The organism is Yeosuana aromativorans (assembly GCF_014646655.1).
Lineage (GTDB): Bacteria > Bacteroidota > Bacteroidia > Flavobacteriales > Flavobacteriaceae > Yeosuana > Yeosuana aromativorans.
Genome location: NZ_BMNR01000008.1, coordinates 117,704 through 141,445, shown reverse-complemented (window position 1 = coordinate 141,445; position 23,742 = coordinate 117,704). Strand labels below are relative to the sequence as shown.

Sequence of the window (23,742 nt, the reverse complement as noted above, 5' to 3'; positions counted from 1 at the left end):
GCGACGGGGCTCACCTCTTACCTTTCCGAACAGAGAAGTTAAGCCCGTTAGCGCCGATGGTACTGCATTTGTGGGAGAGTAGGTCGTTGCCTTTCTTGAATCCCTTCATTATTTCTAATGAAGGGATTTTTTTTGCTCTAAGTTGAAGTAGAAAGGCTTTATTCTTTGATTACAGAAGACATTGCATCAAATTTCCCGTCGATTGGCTCGTTTATGGTCAATTGTAATAAGTGTGCTATTAAAGGATAAATATTCACATTTTCAATGGGAGACAGCTTATAATCTTTTTTTATATCTGGACCTTCAATATAAAAAATAGCGCCCATATTTTTATTTTCAAAGGGATCATAACCATGAGTTCCTTCCAGTTGCTTCAATTCTGTTTTATCAGATTGGGAGTTTATGATAGTATTTGGTGGGTCGGTAATCAAAACCAAATCGCCTATTTTTGGATTGTCATTGTAGTTTAGATAGTTTGGAACATGGGCTCTTTTATAAGTTTTAAAATTGGTCTGTTGGGTTAGTTTATTAAAAAGAGAATCTGTTTCAGCTTCATCTTTAGTATAAATCATGGCTACAGGTCCCGCAAAGAACTGCTGATTATTCACATTTACATAATCATGAATATTGATTAAATGAGAAACTTCGTCCATGCCATGATCTGAGGTTACCACGAGATAGACAGGAAGATTTAATTTTTTTAAACCATTCCTTAAAACACCTATTTGTTTATCCACATATTGGACAGCCTGCTTGGTCTCTTCAGAATTTGGTCCATATTTATGTCCATTTGTATCTATAAGAGAAAAATAAAGGGTTATGATGTGGGGACGGACATTTTCCGGTAATTGTAACCATTCTAAAACACGTTTAATGCGGTACTCGTAAGGTGTCTGTTTGTTATAGGGATAGTAATATTTAGGATGCATTCCGTTAACATCAGCCTCGGAGCCGACCCAATAGTAGGATGCTGAGCACATTCCTTGAAGCTGTGCCAAATTCCATAGAGGAATACCCCCATACCAATCGCCATTTTGAACTGCTTCACGATTTCCAATACTATATCTTGTACCTGTCTCCTTATTGTAAAAAGAGTTGGATATTATACCATGATGCTCTGGATACAATCCTGTTGCTATACTATAATGGTTAGGAAATGTTTTGGAGGGAAATGAAGGGATCAATCTTGTTGCACTACTGCCGTTTTTGGCCATGTTCAATATATTTTTAGCATTGTATCTTTTAGCGTAATCAAACCTAAAACCGTCTAACGATACCATGATGACATAGGGTTTGTTTAAAGTTTCTTTGCTATTTTCTAGTTTGTTGGACACAATTTCATTTTTTCTAACAGCATCATATGTAGGTTCTTGAGCTGTGATGTAAAATGTTGTGAATAAGATGGATAGAAATAAAATATTTTTCATAATGAATTGTTAGTGTATCCAAAAATAACTTTAAAAAAAAACTGATGGCTTTTAATATTATCTGATTGTAAATTCAAAAAAAAACACCCAGCTACGCAAGGTGTTTATAGAAAGATTGAGTATTGGCATAAATTTAATCCCGAATAATACTTCTTGAAATTACTATCTTTTGAATTTCAGAAGTGCCTTCATAAATTTGGGTGATTTTGGCATCCCGCATTAAGCGTTCTACATGATAATCTTTTACAAACCCATTACCGCCATGAATTTGAACAGCTTCAACCGTATGCTTCATGGCCACTTGTGACGCGTATAATTTTGCCGCTGCACTGGATATATCATAATTGTTGCCTTGATCTTTATCCCAAGCAGCTTTCATAACTAGATGTCTTGCGGCTGAAATCTCGGTGTACATATCGGCTAATTTGAAGGCGATGGCTTGATGTTGCGCTATTTCTTTTCCAAAGGCTTTGCGCTCTTTAGAGTATTTTAAAGCCAACTCATAAGCGCCTTGTGCAATGCCAAGTGCTTGAGCAGCGATACCAATACGCCCGCCAGAGAGTGTTTTCATGGCAAATCTAAATCCGAAACCGTCATCGCCGATACGGTTTTCCTTAGGAACTTTCACGTCATTAAATTGTAAAGTATGTGTGTCACTCCCGCGAATTCCTAATTTATTTTCTTTAGGACCAACATGAAATCCTTCCATGCCTTTTTCCACAATAAAGGCATTAATACCATGCGATCCTTTATCCCTATCAGTTTGAGCCATGACTAAATACACATCAGCACGCCCCCCATTGGTTATCCAGTTTTTTGTTCCGTTTATTAGATAATGATCTCCTTTGTCTATAGCTGTTGTTTTTTGGGATGTGGCATCACTTCCGGCTTCGGGCTCACTTAAACAAAAAGCACCAACAAATTCACCAGTTGCCAATTTTGTTAGATATTTTTCTTTTTGAGTTTCATTACCGAATTTTTCAATGCCATAGCAGACCAACGAATTATTAACAGATACGATGACCGATGCAGACGCATCAATTTTTGACAGTTCTTCCATGATGAGAACGTAGGAAATGGAATCCATACCACTACCCCCGTATTTTGGATCAACCATAACACCTAAGAACCCTAAAGCTCCCATTTTTTTAACCAATTTGTCTGGAAAATGCTGATTTTCATCGCGCTCAATAACGCCAGGAAGCAATTCATTTTGTGCAAAATCGCGAGCTGCATCGCGTATCATTATATGTTCTTCGGTAAGATTAAAATCCATAATTAGTAATTGTACTGTTGATTTGATAAAAAATGTACACAAATATAGGTTTTTAATAGAATATTTTCAATAAGTATTGTTATTTTTACTCAATATGATAAAATCGAATTATAAAGTTCTTGGTGTGATGTCTGGAACATCACTTGACGGCATAGACTTGGTTTATACTGCTTTTAACTTTGATAGTAATTGGCAGTTTGAAATCATCTGTGCAGAAACGCTTCCGTATGATAAATATTGGGTGAATAAACTTAAGGGTTTGGTTTTATTGACAGAAAACGAATTACAGCAAATAGACAAAGAATATACTGTATATTTAGCAAGCAAAATCAATAGATTTATCCATAAATATAAGATATCAGAAATTGATGCCATTTGTTCACATGGGCATACCGCCTTGCATCAACCAGAAAACAAACTGACCTATCAAATTGGAAATTTGCCCGATTTGGCAACATTATTACAACAAACCGTAGTCTGTGATTTTAGAGTTCAGGATGTTCGTTTAGGCGGACAAGGCGCACCGTTAGTACCTATTGGTGATGCCTTGTTGTTTTCAGAATTTGACTATTGTTTAAATCTTGGTGGATTTGCCAATATATCAACAGATATCAATAATAAACGGGTTGCTTATGATATCTGTCCGGTGAATATTGTTTTAAACTACTATGTTAATCAACTAGGATTTGATTTTGATGACAGCGGAAGCATTGCGTCAACGGGAAACGTTAATCAGGACTTATTGAATCAATTAAATAATTTGGGTTTTTATAAAGAACCCTATCCTAAATCACTGGGTCTGGAATGGGTTTATAAAAACGTAATCCCGTTAATGGATTCTTTTAAATTGGATATAAAGGGTGTCTTGCGAACATTTGTTGAACATATTGCCGTTCAAATTTCCGAAGAAATAAATCATAAAAACAACGCTTCAGTCTTGATAACCGGAGGTGGTGTATATCATAAATTACTGATTGACAAGCTAAAAGAAAAAACAAACAATGCCATTGTTATTCCTCATAAAAACATTGTAGAATTTAAAGAGGCCTTGATTTTTGCGTTTCTGGGAGTTCTTAGACTAAGAGGAGAAGTCAACTGTTTACAATCTGTTACGGGGGCTCAATACGATCACAGTTCAGGCACTATTTTTTATCCATAAATTTTTGTAAAATTAATCCATTAGGGTTTTTTGTTTTTTATATTTGTTAAATCAACAGATTAATTTTTTTTGACGAACGAGAGTTTGGCCAAACAATTTTTTTACAATTAAATTTATGGAAGCAGCTATTATTTTAGTATTTGTAATGGGGTATTTGGCCATTACTTTGGAACACAGTTTAAAAATTGATAAACTTATCCCAGCTTTGGTCATGATGGCCATTTGTTGGGCACTCATAGCCATGGGAATAGAGAGCTTCCCCCATTGGTTTGATTCAGCTAAGCATGCCTTAATGGAAGGTTTCGGTTCCTTTTCAGGAGAAAAGAAACTTGATATCATGGAAGAAACCTTGTTGCACCATTTAGGGAAGACATCGGAAATATTAGTATTCCTTTTGGGCGCGATGACCATTGTTGAGATTATCGATTATTTTGATGGTTTTTCAACCATTAAGGATTTTGTTAAAACAAAAAGCAAAGTAAAAATCTTATGGGTGTTTTCAATTTTAGCGTTTTTTTTATCTTCCATTATTGATAACCTTACAGCAACTATCGTGCTTATTTCCATTCTTCAAAAAATAGTCAAGGATAGAAATGTACGTCTTTATTATGCGGGTTTAATCATTATTGCAGCCAATGCTGGTGGCGCATGGTCGCCTATAGGTGATGTAACAACAACTATGTTGTGGATAGGTAAAAAGGTTACTACAGGTCATTTAATAGGTTATTTATTTGTGCCGTCGTTTTTGTGTATGGCGGTGCCATCATTAATAGCTTCTTTTTTGCCCGTTTTCAAAGGAGATTTAGAGGTTGATGAAGAGTTGGATAATAAAAAGAAATCCAGATTTAGTTCAACGATGCTTTATCTAGGTTTAGGAGCAATCATATTTGTGCCTATATTTAAAATGGTAACACATTTACCACCTTACATGGGGATGATGTTGTCCTTGGGTGTTGTTGCTATTTTTGCCGAAATTTATAGTAGTTCTAAATTCAGTATGACTGAGTTTGATTCTGACGAAAGTGATGCAAATGCGTTGCATAGTCCGGTTCATCATTCATTATCCAGGATTGAGCTGCCAAGTATTTTATTTTTCCTTGGTATTTTAATGGCTGTTGCGGCTTTAGAATCCTTAGGGATATTATTTGAGTTTGCATCATCCTTGCAAGAAAACATGCCTATGCTTGGTACTGAAATACCTCCAATTGCTGGATATGAGAGAGTTTCGGATATAGTTGTATTGTTATTAGGTGTGGCCTCAGCTGTTATAGATAACGTACCTTTGGTAGCTGCTAGTTTGGGTATGTTCTCAGAACCTATAGATAATGAACTGTGGCATTTTGTGGCTTACTCTGCTGGAACAGGTGGCAGTATGTTGATTATTGGTTCTGCTGCCGGAGTTGTAGCTATGGGAATGGAGAAAATTAACTTTTTCTGGTATCTGAAAAAAATCTCTTGGTTGGCTTTAATAGGCTTCCTTGTTGGAGCAGCATCATTTATGGTAACCAGAAGTTTGTTTTAATTATACTTTGACAATTAAAAATGCGTTATATAATCGGTAATAAATAAAATACTATATGTTAAACACATTATTACAAAATGCACAACAAGGCGTAGAAGCCATTCAAGATGGTGAGCCAGTTGAAAAAACACTTTCTATTATTGAACTAATCAGCAGCGGTGGTGTTGCCGGACAGGTTATTATTGCGGTTCTGTTTTTAATGCTTGTTTTGGCCACTTACATTTATTTTGAACGCTTGTTTGCTATAAAGGCAGCCTCAAAAGTCGATTCAAATTTTATGAATCAAATAAAAGACCATGTAAGCCATGGAAAAATTGATTCGGCACAAATACTATGTGCCCAAGTCAATTCGCCTGTATCCAGATTGATAGGTAAGGGCATTTCAAGAATTGGAAAGCCTTTGGCCGATATTAATACAGCTTTGGAAAACGCAGGCAGATTGGAAATTTATGGCTTGGAAAAAAATGTTAGTATGTTAGCTACTATTTCTGGTGCTGGTCCCATGATAGGGTTTCTTGGTACGGTAATTGGAATGATTTTAGCCATATTTGAGTTGGCCAATGCGGGGGGCACCATCCAAATGGATGTTTTGGCCAGCGGATTATACACGGCCATGACCACGACGGTTGCCGGATTGATTGTCGGTATTGTGGCGTTTATGGCCTATAATCATCTGGTAGTTAAAACCGATAAAGTGGTCTATCAAATGGAGGCCAATTCATTGGAGTTTTTAGACCATTTAAACGAACCATCCTAATATGAATATCAGAGGAAGAAACAAAGTATCGCCAGAATTCAATATGTCTTCCATGACAGATATTGTGTTCTTGTTACTTATATTTTTTATGATAGCTTCTACTTTGGTATCCACTAGTGCCATTGATATTTTGTTGCCCAAAGCCAGTGGTAAAACTGAAAACAAAAAATCGGTTGCTGTGAGCATCAAAAAAGACTTGACCTATTACATTGATGAAAAACGTGTAGGCGAAAGTGTTTTGGAAACCGAATTAATTGCAGCTTTATCCAATGAAGAGAAACCAACGGTCGTTTTACGTGCCGAAAAGTCGGTGCCGGTTGAAAATGTGGTTAAAGTTATGGACATCGCCAACCGAAACAAATTCAAGGTAATATTGGCCGTTAAGCCAAATGATTAATCCATTTACTTCTTATTCCTAATGAAATTTTTCGAAACGAAACATGAAAGGAATTCTGCCAAATTAACAACACTAATCATGGTTATATTGATTTTGTTGTTATTTGTTGTGGGAGCACCTTATATGGATCCACCAATAGAATATGGGGTTGCTGTTAATTTCGGAAATTCAGATTTTGGCCAGGGAAGGGTGCAGCCGAAAAAACCAGTCAAGTCTGAACCTATAAAAAAAGAGAATCCACCTCAGGTTGATGCTGCTAAATCTGAGCCGACTAAATCTTCAGAAGCGAAAGAAGAAGTCTTGACTCAGGAAAATGAAGAAGCCATTGCCATCAAAAAACAAAAGGAAGCGGAAGCCAAGGCCAAAGCAATAGCAGAAGCCAAAGCAAAGGCAGAAGCTGATAGACTTGCCAAGGAAAAAGCAGAACAAGAAGCCAAAAAGAAAAAACTAGATGCCTTGATTGGTGGTGTCAGTAAATCTGAAGGTGTTGATAGTGGTAGTGAAGGAAACGATAACAAAAGCGGTGATAAAGGACAATTGGATGGTGATCCTTATGCACCAAGTTATTTTGGTTCTGGTGGTGCAGGAAGTGGTGGTGTTGGTTATGGTTTAAATGGTAGAGGTAGAGCAACCTATCAAACTATGAAGCAAGATTGTAATGAGTCTGGTTTGGTAATTGTAAAAATTATAGTCAATCAAAGCGGTAATGTAATTTCTGCTGAGCCTGGTCAAAAAGGAACAACCAATACAGCACCTTGTTTATTGGAACCCGCAAAAAAAATAGCCCTATCACACAAATGGCGTCCAGATCCTAATGCGCCAGAAAGACAAATTGGTTTTGTTAAAGTAAACTTCACTCTAGGGCAATAACAATGACATACCAAGATACTCTAGAATGGATGTTTTCTCAACTACCCATGTATCAACGGCAGGGTAAAACAGCCTTTAAAAATGATTTGTCAAATACCATAAAACTTTCGTGTCATTTAGGAAATCCGGAACATGATTTTAAGTCAGTTCACGTAGCAGGTACCAATGGTAAAGGGTCAACAAGCCACATGCTGGCCTCTATTTTACAAGAAGCGGGTTATAAAGTGGGTTTGTATACCTCGCCTCATTTAAAGGATTTTAGGGAACGGATTAAAATAAATGGTAAACCTGTTAGTAAGCAGTTTGTAACGGGTTTTATTAAAAGGAATAGAACGTTTTTTGAAAACCATTCCTTGTCCTTTTTTGAGATGACCGTTGGGATGGCTTTTGAATTTTTTTCAAAAGAATCAATTGATATTGCCGTAATTGAAGTTGGATTGGGTGGGCGTTTGGATTCAACCAATATCATCACGCCAGAAGTATCAGTCATTACCAACATAGGTTTTGATCATATGCAGTTTTTAGGAAACACCTTAGAGGCCATTGCCTATGAAAAGGCGGGCATTATCAAACCAAACATACCTGTAGTTATTGGTGAAACACAATTAGAAACCAAGCCGGTTTTTGAAGCTGTTGCAAAAAAAAATAATTCAAACATTGCATTTGCAGATAAGGAATCCGTTGTCATTCCCAAAAGTGATTTAATTGGCAGCTATCAGTCCAAGAATATCATGACAGTCTTACAGGCTATTAAGGAACTTCAGCATAAAGGATATGATATTTCCAAGGCACAAATTGAAAAAGGATTGTTGCATGTTGTGAAAAACACTGGATTAATGGGACGCTGGCAGCAAATCCATTCAAACCCCAAAGTGATTTGTGATACAGGCCATAACCGAGAGGGGCTGAAATATGTGATGGATCAAATTTCAAAAGAGAATTTTGATGCTTTACATATAGTCTTTGGTGTGGTGAATGATAAAGATTTAAACGCTATCATTGATTTGTTACCAAAGCAGGCCACCTATTATTTTTGCAAACCAGATATACCACGAGGGTTAGATGCTCACATATTAAGGCAATTTTTTATAGAGCATAAATTAAAAGGAGAGGCCTATAATTCCGTTAAAGACGCTTATAAAGCTGCCTTGGGTTTTGCTAAACCAAACGACTTTATATTTATCGGAGGCAGTACGTTTGTAGTGGCTGAAATAATTTGATTTTTTTATCAAAAAAGCTTTTGCAGATTAAAAATCTAGGTTATATTTGCAAACCAATTTAGAGGGCGCATAGCTCAGTTGGTTCAGAGCACTTGGTTTACACCCAAGGGGTCGGGGGTTCGAATCCCTCTGCGCCCACAAAAGCCCATCAAAAGATGGGTTTTTTTATGTCCATGTTTTAAATTAAGGGTCATTAACTCAGTTGGTTTAGAGTGTTACCTTGACAGGGTAGAAGTCACTGGTTCGAATCCAGTATGACCCACAGCAATAGAAAATCTGTATTACATGCAGATTTTTTTTATTTTAAACGCATCTCATTTCCCTAGATTGTTTTTCAGTTCTTTATGTAATATTTAAATTCAATTTGGATTAGATTTTTTTTATCTTTCCAAATCATTTAATGTGTTGCTATGATTGTTGATGATATAAAAAGTGTTTACAAAGACATTTTCAAATCGTATGATAAACCTTCGCTGGAAGACCATATCAAGAAGATTATTGAGCTAGACACCTATTTGCCTTATAGTTCTACGTTTTTTTGTATTACCAATACACAAAATTTAACGTTTGAATATATTAGTAAAAATATGGCTGCCTGTTTGGGATTGGATGCAGAAATCATGAAGACACAGGGAATGCGCTATTTTTGGAGTAGAATGCACCCAGATGATGTTGAGCAATGGCTACAGGCCTTAAATGAGCTTATGGATTTTACGCTCAACAATATAGAAGTTGATGAGAGACACAATATGAGCTACACTTGGAATTATCGCATTAAAAACTCTAATGGCAGCTATGTAAATGTGATACAAAATACCACGCCATTGGAGTTTGATGTCAATGATAAACCCATAATAGGCTTGGCACATTATACCGTTTTAGATTCTAAAATAAATTTACAGGTATCGGCAACCGCTAAAATGCTTAATGAAAATAACGAATACGAAACCAAGTATTTTAACAATTTTTATCAGAAATTAATATCTGATGGCATCAGTAACAGAGAGCGTGATGTCATTAGACTTTTAGTGTTGAATTATTCTAGCAAGGATATTGCCGATAAACTGAGCATTAGCCCTAATACTGTGGATACACATCGTAGGAATATTTTAAAAAAACTTAAAATAGCTTCAACAGGTGAATTGATTGGTATGATTAAAACCAATACCTATCTTATTTTATAAATTGCCCATTATTTACAAATCATACTAAAATATACTCAATTTGAGTATTGTGGAATAGTGATTTATTTAAGACATTTACACTGCTATTAATCAATTCTTAGGGAGAATTTAAAGAAGTGTTCATATGAAATAAATTCATATGGCACTTTTTTTTTGCTTAAATGTTACCCTCTAAAAGTTAGGTTTTTATTGTTAGGCCCTTATTTCTCTTCTCATAAAGAGATAATAGGTAATGGCAAAGCACAATACGGTTGCGGCTATTAACCCCGTTAATTGTGGCCATACAATAAGCAAACTTTCCTTCAAGGGAAGTGCCGATGGTATGGCACCGTACATCTGGCTATAAGAAAGCGGTCCCAAGCTTCTAACGGAAGGCACCAACAAGGTCGTTGTGGCGTCGTTGAACAACTGGCTGGGAACAATGTGCATCAAACCCATGATTAATTTCTTGTATCCCAACATCTTCATGGGGTCAACTCCATTAGCAGGGATAAGAGCTCTTGCAATTATATTAACGGCAAATTGGTAAAATACTGTGAAAAACAGCCAAACAGCTATTGAGGTCAGTGCCGATGTTGCTGCTTGCCTGAATTTAACAGAAAATAAAATGGAAAGGTTCAACCAAAAAGATACATACAAAATGCTTAAAACCGTAAACGCCAAGATTCTTAAAAACTCTTCGGGACTTGGGGTTAAACCTGTTACCAAAATACCACAGCCAACAAATAAAAGGCTCAATGAAAAAAACAGCATGCTAATCGTGATTAATGCAGCCGTAAATTTCGCATTGATTAGGTAATCCCTATGAACGGGTTGTGCCATTATTCTCACAAGGGAGCCATTATTCATCTCAGAATTAATGGCATCAAAGCCTAAGCTAATTCCTAAAAGCGGTCCTAAAAAGCCTATAAACACATGATAGGGAGGGAGTGTGCCATCGGTGGCTGTTAGTAGTTTTAAAAAGGCAAAGGCATGGTTGGGATCTTTGGTGTTGCTTAGAGCTTCCTGTAAACTTCCAATAGAAGTATATAGGGCTCCAAAACAAGTTAAAACTATAAGTGTGAGCAAGATAATAAAGCGCCAACTGCGTATATGATCTGCAGTTTCTTTTTGCACCATGACCCAAAACGGATGGATTTTTTCTTGTTTTGATGTTTTGGTTTGAAGCAAACTGGACGCTATTTGCTCTTTTATGAATGATATTGGGTTATGCAGTTTGTCTATAGTTTTCATCTGTATTTTCAAAATAACGTTGGTAAATATCATCTAATCCAAATTCTTTTTTATGCAAATGCACCAAATTAAAACCAGCATTGATAAGTGTTTTTGCTATGTAAGCCGTGATGTCTTTGGTACAGGTTATTGAAAGGTAATCTTGTTCAATGGTTACGTTTTTTATATCCTGTGTTTGTTTTAAAAGATTTTGAATGGCGATCAGATTTTCTTGATGGTTTTCCTGTAGTCTAATTTCAACAGTATAAGGTGCTTCATCTAATAGTTTTTTTGATAAGGTTGGAATATCGCCTTCGGCAATCAATTTGCCATTTACAAAAATACCCACACGGTCACAAACTTGTTGTACTTGATGCAGATGATGTGATGACAACAATACCGTAAGTTGTTCTTCTCTGCTTAATTGATGAATCAACTTCAAGAAACTGCGAACACCTTTGGGGTCAATACCAAGTGTGGGCTCATCCAAGACTATGATTTCAGGATTTTTAATAAGTACATCTGCCAATCCCAAGCGTTGTTTCATACCTCTTGAATAGGTTCCCACTTTTTTGTGTATATCCTTTTCCAATCCTACCCTGGTTAGCAATTCTGTAGCTTTTTGTATTGCTATATCTTCAGAAATACCATTTAACCGAGCTATATAAAGCAGATTTTCCAAACCGGTTCTATTGTCATAAAAACCCAAAGTATCCGGTAGGTAACCTACACGTTTTTTTACCTCAATAGGGTTTTCAGTGGCATTATAACCACACACCAAAGCACTTCCAAAATGTGGTTCTGTCAACCCCAGCATCATCATAATGGTAGTAGATTTTCCAGCTCCATTTGGGCCTAACAGACCAAAAATCTCTCCTTTGTAAATTTCAAGATTCAAAGCATCAACCGCTTTGAATGTTCCATATTGCTTGGTGAGATTGTTGAGTTTTATAATTGGTTCCATGATTACCGTCTTCCATATTTACGCACTAGGTAATAAACACTGCTCAGCGCCATTAAAATAATCAAAATACCCAACCAGCCAGAAAGTACGGATGCATGAACTGTAATTCTGAATTTTTCTTTGGTTGATGCCTCCAGGGCTCTTACTTCAAGATCAGTCTCATAATCGCCAGATAGGGCTTTACCATCAACATTAATGGTGGCCTCAACTTCTTCAGTTTTTCCAGCATCTAAATGACTGACGTCCTTGGGCTTGAAATCAACATTCCAATTGGTAGGAGTTAACGCTTTAAGCTTGATGTTGTTTAAGGGTGTTGATCCTGTATTCTTAACCAATAACTTTAATTTCTTATGTTCGCCAGAGGTGACATCAGTGCTCAATAACCCTGTGGGCGTTGATAAGGCGATATTATAGGTGCCAGTTATAACCGTTTCAAGTTCTAAACGGGCATTAATATTTTCTGCATTTGCTAAAATGGGAATTCTATAAGTTCCCGATTCGGTGTAATCTGATGGATCTACTTCTATTGTAATGCGTTGCGTTTGATTGGCATCAATATTTACAGAAGATACTTGTTTTCCATTGGCTTTAAAAACAACATTCCAGCCTGTAGGTTGAAGGGCTTTTAACGCATATACCTGACTTTGAGCCGTTCCATTTCTTAGATTGGCATTGTAGGTGAACGTGGTATTTGAAGCTCCCTCAATATTAGATTGATTGGAAGTGAATTCGGTTAGGTAGCTTCCTTGTTTTGAAACGATGACAGTCAGAGGAAGCGAACTGTAACCTTCGGCTAAAACCCTAAAATGATAGGTGCCTTTGTCTATTTTTAAAGGCACATCAACTTTTAGGGATAATTTTTCTTTATCTCTTGGCATTGTAGCAACTTGTTCTACATTCCAACCACCAGATTTAAGTTCGTAGTTCCAATCTTTAGGTAAACCAACTAATTTAATGTTGGATGTTTTGATGGAACTGGTGTTGTTGATAACATCAATGGAATAGTTGATGGCTTGTCCCGGAGGAACTATAATTTTTGTTAAAGGTGTGTACAATGAAACACTTTGTGCATTTGTTTCATTTGAGAACAGACATGTAAAGACTAAAAAGCTAAACAATAATTTTGGAAGGTTTTTTGTATATACTAACATGATTTATATTGATAAAGGTTAATAGCTACACAAGTACATTTAAAAAAATGACGAACTAAACTATTTAAAAAATCAATATTCAAATCATAAAAAAAAATTAAAAAATCATGTTTTAACTCTACTGAGTAATTGTTGAATGGAAATCTTTCTTACGACGTATTAAGTTATTGATTTTCAATTTATAAATACCTTATTGGGTTTGAAATAAGCGTAATGCTGAAATATGAATATTTCTTTTGCTTTAACAATAGATTAAGAAATCAAAATTCTAATCGTAAGATTTTGGATGATTTTTATTGATGAAGACTCTTTTGTTTTATTAAAGTAAATCCAGTATGCGTTCCATGGCCATGCCACGGGATCCTTTGATTAAAAGGGTAGTATTTGAAATGTCGGACACGTTAAATTGTGTTTTAAAATCCTCAAAGGATTTAAACACCAATACTTTTGGAGAAACAATTTTGGTCTTATAAAAATTTTCGCCAATAAGAATAACTTTGTCTAAAAGCAAGGTGGAAGCCAAGTCAACAATACTTTGGTGTTCTTTTTCGGCGTCATGGCCCAGTTCAAACATATCACCCAAAAACGCCACTTTTATTTTATCGTGAAGCTTTTCAAAATTCAATAAAGCGGCTTTCATACTGGTTGGGTTGGCATTATAAGCATCCAATACAATTTTGTTTGTGTGTTTTTCTAAAACTTGAGACCGATTGTTTGACGGAATATAGTTCTCAATCGCTTTTTTAATTAAAGTATTATCAACTTTAAAGTAGTCGGCAATGGCAATAGCTGCAGCAATATTTGTGAAATTATATTCACCAATCAATTGGCTTTTTAAAGTCAGTTTATGGTATAAAACAGACACATTGGGTTGGGCCTCAATGAAATCAATTTGTACATCACAATTTGAATCTTTATTGCCGAAGGAGTAGGTTTTAGCTTGTTTTGTTTTATCAACCTGGATTGGGTCAAGTTTATTGATAAAAATAAGTTTATCATTAGTTATTAAATGAGAATAAAGCTCTGATTTTCCTTTAATAACACCTTCAACACCACCAAATCCTTCTAAATGTGCTTTGCCAAAATTGGTTATTAAACCATAGTCAGGAAGGGCTAAGTTACTTAAAAACTCAATTTCTTTTTGGTGATTGGCACCCATTTCAACAATACCAATTTCGGTATCTGATGTTATTGAAAGTAACGTTAAAGGAACCCCGATATGGTTATTTAAATTGCCAACGGTTGCCGTTGTATTGTATTTTTGAGATAGGGCAGCGTTGATGAGTTCTTTGGTGGTTGTTTTTCCGTTGCTACCGGTTAATGCTATAATTGGGGTTTTCAAATATAATCTGTGAAATGTAGCCAGTTCTTGAAGAGTTTTTAAAACGTCGTCAACCAAAATGGTTTGTGGCAAATGTGCATAATTATTATCATCAATAATAACATATTTGGCACCATGGTCTAAAGCTTGTTGCGCAAAAGTGTTCCCATCAAAAGAGTCGCCTTTCAAGGCAAAAAACATATCACCCTTTATGATTTTACGTGTATCGGTTGATGCGCCTTGACATGTTAAAAAAAGGGAATGGAGTTTGTCTATTTTCATTTACTAAGGCTTTTTAAAAGGTGCTTTCTGAAATTAAAAGTAAAAAAAAAGTCTTAACGGAAGCTAAGACTTTTTTGAATTTATTATTTAAAGATTAACCTTTGGTTTTGTTCTTTAATTTGGATTTTGAACCTACTCTAGACATGGCACATCTAAAACCTATATAGTCTGTTGCCATATCTTGTGGGAAATAACGTCTTTGAGCTGGGTCTAACCAATATTCTCTGTCTTTCCATGAGCCTCCTTTGTAAACTCTTACTTTATCGTTTATCAAAGATGTTCTATTGTTGCTCTTGTCGTATTCTCTTATAAGGTTACCTAAAGAATCCCGTGTGACAATGTTTTTTGGTGAATTATACATTTCACTGGTTTCAGATTCTTTTTTAGTTCCATTAGTTTCTTCATCATTGAAACCCATATCAAATTTACGTGATGAACGTCTGTCACCATCTCTAAAGTTGATTTCATTACTCCTATCAAAATTTGTTCTCAGATAGGTTTCGTTTTCATCTACTGGTACTTGCAATATTTCACCAGGTAAGTTTCTTGCAATCAATTTTCCGTTTGATAAAGTGTCATAAACAATATCCTCTGGTGTTACAATTTTAACAGTACCGTCATCATTAATGGCGTTTTTGGTGTACACATTGCCTCGGTAGTAGTTGAAATCGTTAAACTCATCATCAATGATTGGTCTGTATACGTCAGCTACCCATTCGGCAACATTTCCGGCCATATCATAAAGGCCATAGTCATTTGGGGCGTACGATTTAACCTTGTTTGTAATATCGGCTCCATCGTCAGACCAACCGGCAATTCCACCGTAATCACCTTCACCTTGTTTAAAGTTAGCTAATTGATCACCGCGGGTTTTTCGTTTTCCAGAACGAGTATATTGTCCGTCCCATGGGTATTTTTTACGACCGCGATATAAGTTGTAACTACGGATTTCTGATAAACCTAACGCCGCATATTCCCATTCTGTTTCAGTTGGGAGTCTATATTTTGGCGAAATGATGCCAGTTTCACGGGTTGCATAGAGATTGGTTTCATTGCCATCTGCATCCACTTGAACATTTCTTCTGCCTCTGCCATCTGGATTAATGATTTCTTCATTACCACCATATGTTAATGTAGGGGCACTTATGTAAGTATCTGTATTGAAATTGGAATCAGCAGTAACCTCGGTTATTCTGGCGCCTCTTTCTAAGTAGCCAGCTTTTTCTAAATTAAGCTCATTAACACGGTCTGACCTCCAGTTTGCAAATTCAACTGCTTGAATCCAACTAACACCAACTACAGGATATTCTGCATAACCTGGATGACGTAAATAGTTTTCGGTCATAACTTCATTATAACCTAAACGGTTTCTCCAAACCAAGGTATCTGGTAAGGCTCCGTTATAGATAGCTCTAAAATTTTCGTCTGTAGGTGGATAAACACGTTTAATCCAATCAAGGTATTCAAGATACATCATATTGGTAACTTCAGTTTCGTCCATATAGAACGATTGAACATGTTGCTGCGTTGGTGTATTGTTCCAATCATGCATGACATCATCTTGAACACGGCCTTTAGTGAATGTTCCTCCTTCTATAAAAACCAATCCAGGAGCCGTTTCCTGTTCTTTAAAGTCGGTGTTGTATTGGAAACCACCTTCTCGGTCATTTATTTGCCACCCTGTAGCTCTAGAACTGTTCTTAGAACTCGTTGATTTTTTACAACTTATTGTGGCTAAAGATAACGTCAGGACTAACAAAGTCTTGAATGCTACTACTTTTTTCATATCCATAGGTTTAAGTAAGCTAATTCGTTTTGGTGCTGCAATATAAGAATTAAACCGAATACTGCAAGCGATTTTTCACATTTTCATCAAAAAAATATGCATTTCACCCTATTTTTTTAACATTACAACGATGTTTTTGATGTTTTTTGATGTTGTTTTGTGTTGTGATAACGCTTATTTTGGTAAAATATTATTGTATTTTTGAAACGGTTTTTAAAATTGTTGTTTTTTTAATAATAACAGGGCATTAATGACGTTAATCTAGCAATGAAAGAGAGATTTTTACTTTTTACTTTTTTTATCACGTTTTTAGTCTTTTCACAACAAAAAAGATATGACATTATTTGGGAAGGTTCCCAAACCATGTCAACGGGAAGTTATAACATAACCGTTCCTGCTTTTAATAAAGATAATTTTAGCTATGATCTTCTTGATGGTCTACAATTTATTGACCAATGGAAAATTAGTGGTTTTGTTGATGAGGCTAATGCAGCAGTAAGTAATGTTACATACGCTACTATTGCAAAAAATGAGTTAAAGGATTTAAAAACCGATAACATACCAAGTAAGTTAAGCTTCAGTTTAAAGAACTCCATTTCAAGAAATGAGCATTTTGCATTGTTTCAAGTATCGCCCATCATTAAGGATGATAATGGAGGTTTTAAAAAAATCACTTCATTTACTTTAAATTACACAATAGTATCATCAAGCAGCAGAGCTGCGCTAGGAAAAGCAAGTAAATTGTTAGGTGTAACAAATTCGGTTTTGAGCTCAGGAGAGTGGTATCGTTTTTATGTGGATACTACTGGAGTATTTAAATTATCCAAAGGTTTCTTGCAACAATTGGGAGTCAATGTCAACAGTCTGGATCCCAGAACAATTAAACTATACGGAAATGGTGGTGGTATGATACCGTATTCCAATAGTGAGCCATATCCAATAGATATTCAGGAAAATGCTATAAAGGTTGTTGGAGAAGATGATGGGGTTTTTAATAATGAAGATTACATACTATTTTATGCCAAAGGCCCCAAAGGATATCAACCTGAAAGCAATACCAATATTAATTGTTACACTGATAAGACCTATTATTTTATCAATGTGAGTTCAGGATTGGGCAAACGTATTCAGCCGTTTTTGCAGCCAACAGGAACGGTTGATAAGGTCTTTAATACCTACCAAGATTACAAGTTTCATGAGGTTGATGAATACAACATTGCTTCAGAGGGTAGGCGTTGGTTTGGTGATCGATTTGATATTGAAAACAATAAAACGTTTTCATTTGATTTTCCCGGGTTGGTAACAACGCAGCCTGTCAGTTTAAAAGTTTATGTTGCTGTGGCTTCTTCTAGTCAAAGTGCTATGCAGGTTTCTGTAAATGGCAATGCTGTAAGTAATTTGTCAATGGCTGGTGCTACAGAACCCATTATGGCAAATGGTGCTTCTTTTGTTGGAGATGTCAATGTCAGTTCATCAAAAATCGACGTAAATCTTAATTTTGATAATTTAGGAAACCCGAGTGCTTTAGGCTATTTGGATTATATTTCTGTAGAAGGAACTAAAGCCTTGAATTTTCTGGGCAATCAATTTCAATTTAAAAATAATGATGCTGCCTTAAGTTCGGGTATTGGTGAGTATATTATCACCAATGCTTCAAAGTTATCTGAAGTTTGGGATGTTACAGATATCTATAATGTTACAAATGCGGTCAATGCAGATAGTCAGGCAAATTTTAGTTTTACGGCTCAACTTGGAACGTTGCGAGACTATGTGGCTATGACATCATCAGATTATTATGAGCCAAAAAAAGATTCTAACACTTCTGTTGACAATCAAAATATAAAAGGAACTATTTTTTTAAATGATCAAGGACAATTTCAAGATGTGGATTATATCATTGTGGCACCAAACAATATGTTGAATGAAGCTGAACGATTGGCGCAAATTGATAGAAACCAATATGACTTGAATGTCAAGGTTGTTGGATTAAATGAAATTTACAACGAGTTTAGTACCGGTAACCAAGATGTTGGCGCTATTCGTAATTTGATTAAATATGTTTATGATAATGCCAGTACTCCTGAAAAAAGAATAAAATATGTCTGCCTCTTTGGAGATGGTTCGTTTGATTATAAAGACAGAATTCAAAATAATACCAATATAGTGCCGTCATGGCATGCCTATAATAGTTTTAGTTTGACCAATTCTTTTGTGTCTGATGATTTTTATGGTATGATGGATACTAATGAGGGAGCCATGGCCAACAGTGATAAGTTGGATATTGCAGTTGGACGGATTTTAGCAGACACACCGCAACGCGCCAAGGAATTGGTTGATAAGATAGCATCTTATTACACCAAGGAGTCTTATGGTAGTTGGCGAAACAATTTTGTTGTGGTTTCTGATGATGTAGATCGTGATTGGGAAGGTATTTTAGAACAAACTACAGATAATGTGGGTAATCTCGTAACGCAATCCAAGCCGTTCATGAATGTCATTAAAATTCATTCTGATGCCTATAAGCAAGAGTCCTCTGCTGGTGGAAACAAATATCCTCAAGTTACAGAAGCAATTGCCAATGCTATTGATAAAGGAACCTTGGTAATCAATTATTTTGGACATGGAGGTGAAGATGGATTGGCAAGTGAACGTATTTTGTTAAAGCCCAATATTCAAAACTTCAGAAATTTCAACAGGCTCAATTGTTTTGTAACGGTTACCTGTGAATTTACAAGATTTGATAATCCATTAAGGCAAACCGCAGGGGAATTTACCTATTGGAACAAACAAGCTGGTGCCATTGGTTTAATAACCACAACCCGGCAAATTTTTGTCACAACGGGCATTTCCTTCAATAATATATTAGGACAGTATTTGTTTTCATATAATCCAAATGACAATTATCAAGATTACGAGTATCCTTCTATGGCAGAAGCGTTAAGACTTGCAAAAACTGACCCTGCAATTTCTGGTATCAGTCAGAGGCGTTTGGTGTTTTTTATAGGAGATCCAGCTATGAAATTGGCATTTCCAAAATCCAATATTAGGTTGACAAAAATTAATGATGTTCCCATAGGGCAAGCTACAGATACCTTAAAGGCACTCAGTCATATAAAATTGGCTGGAGAAGTCACAGATATCAATGGAAATGTGTTAAGTAATTATAACGGAGCACTGTCAACAACAATTTATGATAAGCAAATAGAGAGGCAAACATTGGCAAACGATGGTACTAGGGATTCTAATGGTCAGCTAATAAAATTAGATTTTACAACACTAGGGGAAATTATTTTTAGAGGACAGGCCTCTGTCACAAATGGGGCTTTTGAATTTGAATTTGTGGTGCCCAAGGATATTGGTATTCCTGTAGGATTTGGTAAAGTGAGTTTTTATGCTGAAAAAGGGGATGCTCTTGAAGATCAAACAGGGGCGAGCCTTAATACTGTAAAGATTGGTGGCGTTAATGAAAATGCAGAAACAGACGATGTTGGACCCGTTATTTCATTATATATGAATGATGAAAATTTTGTATCTGGAGGCATAACCAATGAATCGCCAACACTGTTGGTAAAATTGGAAGACGCCAATGGAATTAATACTGCAAGTGGCATCGGTCATGATATTGTGGCAATTATTGATGGTGACGAAACCAATCCATACATATTAAATGATTACTACCAAACGGAGTTGGATAATTATCAAAAAGGCGTGGTGACCTTCCCGTTTAGGGATTTAGCTCCTGGCCTTCACACATTGACCCTAAAAGCTTGGGATGTTTACAATAATTCATCAACTGCTGAAATTCAGTTTGTTGTATATGATAAAGACCAGGAATTAGTGATAAACAATGTTTTAAATTATCCCAATCCCTTTGTAAATTATACAGAATTTTGGTTTAACCACAATAGTTCAGACCCTTTAGACGTTTCTATACAGATATTTACAGTCTCTGGAAAGTTGGTTAGAACCTTAAATGGACAAACCTCTGGAGGTGGTATCACCAACAGTTCGCTTTCTAGGGATATTATCTGGGACGGACGGGATGATTTTGGAGATAAGATTGGAAAAGGGGTTTACATATATAAATTGACGGTACATTCCAATCTGCTCAATAAATCTGTGGAAAAAATAGAGAAACTTGTTATACTATAATAAAAAATTATATTTGTTAAACTAAATTGACTAAATGAAGACCAAATTATTAATCCTTGCAATCTTATTCCTGGTTGTAAAAACAAACGCCCAAACAACAACAATTATTCCAAATCCTAATGATAGTAGGGTAATAACTACGGGGATGCCGTTTACATTAATTGCTCCAGATGCCAGAGCTGCAGCCATGGGTGACATGGGCGTCGCTACGTCTGTCGATGCTTTCTCTCAACAATGGAACTCTTCAAAATATGTGTTTTCAGAAGCCAAATCAGGTTTAGGGGTAAGTTACACACCGTATCTAAGCAAACTGGTAAATGATATCTTTTTAGGAAACCTGACTTATTTTAATCGTTTGGATGAGCGTAGTGCTTTTGCGGTTAGTTTTAAGTATTTCTCCTTAGGTGATATTGAATTTGTTCAAGATGAATTTTCACAAGCATTAATTGAAAGACCAAATGAACTGACTTTGGATGCTTCTTATGCGCTAAGATTGTCAGATCAATTTGCCATGTCGGTAGCCATGCGGTATTTGCGATCAGATTTAAAGCTTTCACCAGTTGATCCAGATGCTACACCAGCTAGTACATTTGGAGTTGATATTTCAGGATATTATCAAACAGAAGAAGAGGCTTACAGTGATTTTAATGGGCGATGGAGACTAGGTTTTGCCATTCAAAATTTAGGACCAAAGTTTAAATATACTGAAGGTGGTCAAGAAAATTTCCAACCTACCAATTTAAGATTAGGAGCTGGGTTTGATTTTATTTTTGATAATTATAATAAATTGGCCGTTACAGCTGAAGTTGCTAAACTATTGGTGCCAACACCACCAATTTATGGAACCGAATATGAATATACAGATAACAACGGTAATAACAAATATGATGAAGGTGTTGACGACCTGGGAAATCAAATTTCAGACACCAATGGGGTCATATATAAAGGTCAAGACCCAAATGTTGACTTCTTGTCAGGGGTTTTTCAGTCATTTGGTGATGCTCCGGGCGGATTTAGTGAAGAGTTAAAAGAATTTACCTGGGCTTTGGGTGCAGAATATACGTATGAAGATTCGTTTGCCTTTAGAATGGGTTACTTCAATGAAAGTGAAATAAAGGGAGCCAGAAAATTTTTGGCTTTGGGAGCTGGTTTTAAATATAACGTTATTAACATAGATTTATCCTATCTGTTTTCAGCCTCTAAAATCCAAAGTCCTTTGGAAAACACCTTGCGTTTTTCATTGACCTTTAATATTGGCGCTGGCGAGTATAACGAATATTAATACATAATGAAATTTAAAGAAAAACTATTGTCCTATATACTTAGGGCAATAGTTTTTTTGTATAAAATAGTTTCTTAACTTTATGGAAGGAAATACTATATGAAGGAAATAAAAATAGAATCTACGCTATACTTATATGATAGTTTAGACGAATTGCCATCAGATGTGGCCATGTTAATGGAAAAAGCCATAGAAGCCAGAAAACAGGCCTATGCACCGTATTCAGAATTTTATGTAGGGGCGGCTTTGTTATTGGATAACAATAAAATCATTACTGGTAATAATCAAGAAAACGCTTCCTATCCCGCTGGGTTGTGTGCTGAACGAACCGCTATTTTTTATGCGAGCTCTCAATACCCAAACGCAACCATACTTAAAATGGCTATTACGGCAGGTTCAAAAAACAATCAAACAACAACACCAGTTCCACCATGTGGCTCTTGTAGACAAGCTATTGCTGAGTATGAAATAAAGCAACACACACCCATTGAGATTTATTTTATGGGCGAAACTGGTAAAATTGCAAAATCAGGTTCATTGGCAAATTTATTACCACTGGTTTTTGATAAAACCATGTTGTAGTTTCTTTTGGAATTTGATATTTTTATTAGCTTACATTTTTAAAAAGCCACAATTTGTTAAAAAAAAGTATGAAATAAACAGCGTAATTTCTTAATAGCTTTTTTTTGATATTTTTCCACACTTTAATTAATTTAGGTTTTTGCAATAGCCTACAATGTATTACTTTTGTGGCTCGCTTAATTAAAACAATATTAGTCGATGCAAAAAATCACTAAAGACACATACCTTAAATGGTATGAAGACATGCTATTTTGGAGAAAGTTTGAAGACAAACTAGCAGCGGTTTATATCCAACAAAAAGTAAGAGGGTTTCTGCACCTGTACAATGGCCAAGAAGCCGTATTGGCAGGCGCCTTGCATGCCATGGATTTGACAAAAGATAAAATGATTACGGCCTATAGAAACCACGTACAGCCAATAGGAATGGGCGTGGATCCAAGACGCGTAATGGCAGAACTATACGGAAAAGCAACAGGAACATCTCAAGGTTTGGGAGGTTCTATGCATATCTTTTCCAAAGAGCACCGTTTTTATGGTGGTCATGGTATAGTGGGAGGCCAAATTCCTTTAGGGGCAGGTATGGCTTTTGGGGATAAGTATCATGGAAGTGATGCGGTAACCTTATGTTGTTTTGGTGATGGCGCTGCTCGCCAAGGGTCTTTACATGAAACCTTTAATTTGGCCATGTTATGGAAATTGCCTGTTGTTTTTGTTTGTGAAAATAATGGTTATGCTATGGGAACATCGGTTGCTAGAACAGCTAATCACACAGATATTTGGAAACTAGGTAAAGGTTATGAAATGCCATGTGGACCTGTAGATGGTATGAACCCTGTAAAAGTTGCCGAAGCTTTTGATGAAGCCATTCAAAGAGCTCGTAGAGGTGACGGCCCAACGTTTTTAGAACTAAAGACATATCGTTACAGAGGACATTCCATGAGTGATGCGCAACATTACAGAACAAAGGATGAGGTTGAGGAATACAAAAAGATAGACCCTATTACACAAGTCAAAAAAATTATATTAGATAAAAAATACGCAACAGAAGATGACTTAAAAGTTATCGATAAGCGCGTAAAGGATTTAGTTGCAGAATGTGAAAAATTTGCAGAAGAATCACCATTTCCTGATAAAAACGTCATGTATGATGTGGTCTATGAGCAAGAGAATTATCCATTTTTACAACATAAATTATAAG

The 23,742-nt window shown here is 36.0% G+C and carries 18 protein-coding genes, 2 tRNA genes and 1 rRNA gene; 14 read left to right on the top strand and 7 right to left on the bottom strand.

Translation table 11 applies throughout. The annotated features are described in order from the left end of the window. Positions 1 to 95: ribosomal RNA gene (rrf, locus tag IEW94_RS15370) — 5S ribosomal RNA — on the top strand; the annotation flags it as partial. Positions 96 to 158: 63 nt separating this feature from the next. Here the strand turns inward: rrf and IEW94_RS15365 are convergent. Both IEW94_RS15365 and IEW94_RS15360 read right to left on the bottom strand, forming a co-directional pair. Further along, positions 159 to 1,427 carry an alkaline phosphatase family protein gene (locus IEW94_RS15365; protein WP_188654693.1) on the bottom strand — a complete coding sequence of 423 codons (1,269 nt, stop codon included), beginning with the start codon at positions 1,425 to 1,427 and terminating at the stop codon, positions 159 to 161. A 133-nt stretch (positions 1,428 to 1,560) separates the two neighbouring features. After that, positions 1,561 to 2,703, bottom strand: coding sequence for an acyl-CoA dehydrogenase (locus tag IEW94_RS15360; protein ID WP_188654692.1), 1,143 nt, complete (start codon positions 2,701 to 2,703; stop codon positions 1,561 to 1,563). 94 nt (positions 2,704 to 2,797) lie between these two features. Here IEW94_RS15360 and IEW94_RS15355 point away from each other — a divergent pair, with 94 nt between their 5' ends. The 9 genes from IEW94_RS15355 to IEW94_RS15315 all read left to right on the top strand — a co-directional run bounded on the left by IEW94_RS15355 (position 2,798) and on the right by IEW94_RS15315 (position 9,812). Continuing rightward, a complete protein-coding gene (locus IEW94_RS15355; RefSeq protein WP_188654690.1) occupies positions 2,798 to 3,862 on the top strand; it encodes an anhydro-N-acetylmuramic acid kinase in 1,065 nt (354 codons plus the stop codon). 115 nt (positions 3,863 to 3,977) lie between these two features. Further along, positions 3,978 to 5,384: a sodium:proton antiporter NhaD gene (gene nhaD, locus IEW94_RS15350; protein ID WP_188654688.1), complete on the top strand. Its 1,407-nt coding sequence runs from the start codon at positions 3,978 to 3,980 to the stop codon at positions 5,382 to 5,384. Between the two features lie 55 nt (positions 5,385 to 5,439). Continuing rightward, the gene (locus IEW94_RS15345; RefSeq protein WP_188654686.1) at positions 5,440 to 6,141 is read left to right on the top strand and encodes a MotA/TolQ/ExbB proton channel family protein; all 702 of its coding nucleotides are present in this window, start codon (positions 5,440 to 5,442) and stop codon (positions 6,139 to 6,141) included. A gap of 1 nt (position 6,142) precedes the next feature. After that, the gene (locus IEW94_RS15340) at positions 6,143 to 6,538 is read left to right on the top strand and encodes an ExbD/TolR family protein (protein WP_188654684.1); all 396 of its coding nucleotides are present in this window, start codon (positions 6,143 to 6,145) and stop codon (positions 6,536 to 6,538) included. 21 nt (positions 6,539 to 6,559) lie between these two features. Beyond that, complete coding sequence (locus IEW94_RS15335; RefSeq protein ID WP_188654682.1) at positions 6,560 to 7,408, top strand: energy transducer TonB; 849 nt, start codon at positions 6,560 to 6,562, stop codon at positions 7,406 to 7,408. A gap of 2 nt (positions 7,409 to 7,410) precedes the next feature. Continuing rightward, entirely contained in the window at positions 7,411 to 8,628 is a 1,218-nt protein-coding gene (locus IEW94_RS15330) for a bifunctional folylpolyglutamate synthase/dihydrofolate synthase (RefSeq protein WP_188654680.1), read from the top strand. Positions 8,629 to 8,691: 63 nt separating this feature from the next. Then, positions 8,692 to 8,766 (top strand) — tRNA-Val (locus tag IEW94_RS15325). Between the two features lie 49 nt (positions 8,767 to 8,815). Then, positions 8,816 to 8,890: transfer RNA gene (locus IEW94_RS15320), tRNA-Val, on the top strand. Positions 8,891 to 9,038: 148 nt separating this feature from the next. After that, the gene (locus IEW94_RS15315) at positions 9,039 to 9,812 is read left to right on the top strand and encodes a LuxR C-terminal-related transcriptional regulator (protein WP_188654678.1); all 774 of its coding nucleotides are present in this window, start codon (positions 9,039 to 9,041) and stop codon (positions 9,810 to 9,812) included. Positions 9,813 to 10,004: 192 nt separating this feature from the next. Here IEW94_RS15315 and IEW94_RS15310 read toward each other — a convergent pair whose 3' ends face one another. From IEW94_RS15310 to gldJ, 5 genes are all read right to left on the bottom strand, one after another. Further along, positions 10,005 to 11,045, bottom strand: a complete 1,041-nt coding sequence (locus tag IEW94_RS15310; protein WP_188654676.1) for an ABC transporter permease — start codon at positions 11,043 to 11,045, stop codon at positions 10,005 to 10,007. Continuing rightward, the gene (locus tag IEW94_RS15305) at positions 11,020 to 11,988 is read right to left on the bottom strand and encodes an ABC transporter ATP-binding protein (RefSeq protein ID WP_188654674.1); all 969 of its coding nucleotides are present in this window, start codon (positions 11,986 to 11,988) and stop codon (positions 11,020 to 11,022) included. Before IEW94_RS15305 ends, IEW94_RS15310 begins: the two co-directional genes overlap by 26 nt. 2 nt (positions 11,989 to 11,990) lie before the next feature. Then, a complete protein-coding gene (locus IEW94_RS15300) occupies positions 11,991 to 13,139 on the bottom strand; it encodes a COG1470 family protein (protein WP_229669545.1) in 1,149 nt (382 codons plus the stop codon). Between the two features lie 319 nt (positions 13,140 to 13,458). Further along, positions 13,459 to 14,742, bottom strand: coding sequence for a UDP-N-acetylmuramoyl-tripeptide--D-alanyl-D-alanine ligase (locus tag IEW94_RS15295; protein WP_188654672.1), 1,284 nt, complete (start codon positions 14,740 to 14,742; stop codon positions 13,459 to 13,461). 94 nt (positions 14,743 to 14,836) lie between these two features. Beyond that, complete coding sequence (gene gldJ, locus IEW94_RS15290; RefSeq protein WP_188654670.1) at positions 14,837 to 16,534, bottom strand: gliding motility lipoprotein GldJ; 1,698 nt, start codon at positions 16,532 to 16,534, stop codon at positions 14,837 to 14,839. Between the two features lie 261 nt (positions 16,535 to 16,795). Between gldJ and porU the strand changes: the two genes are divergently transcribed. From porU to pdhA, 4 genes are all read left to right on the top strand, one after another. Beyond that, positions 16,796 to 20,680, top strand: coding sequence for a type IX secretion system sortase PorU (gene porU, locus IEW94_RS15285; protein ID WP_188654668.1), 3,885 nt, complete (start codon positions 16,796 to 16,798; stop codon positions 20,678 to 20,680). A 34-nt stretch (positions 20,681 to 20,714) separates the two neighbouring features. Then, on the top strand, positions 20,715 to 21,962 hold the full coding sequence (gene porV, locus IEW94_RS15280; RefSeq protein ID WP_188654666.1) for a type IX secretion system outer membrane channel protein PorV: 1,248 nt from the start codon (positions 20,715 to 20,717) through the stop codon (positions 21,960 to 21,962). Between the two features lie 99 nt (positions 21,963 to 22,061). Then, positions 22,062 to 22,544: a cytidine deaminase gene (cdd, locus tag IEW94_RS15275; RefSeq protein ID WP_188654663.1), complete on the top strand. Its 483-nt coding sequence runs from the start codon at positions 22,062 to 22,064 to the stop codon at positions 22,542 to 22,544. 198 nt (positions 22,545 to 22,742) lie between these two features. Then, positions 22,743 to 23,741, top strand: a complete 999-nt coding sequence (gene pdhA, locus IEW94_RS15270; protein WP_188654661.1) for a pyruvate dehydrogenase (acetyl-transferring) E1 component subunit alpha — start codon at positions 22,743 to 22,745, stop codon at positions 23,739 to 23,741. Position 23,742 lies beyond the last annotated feature (1 nt).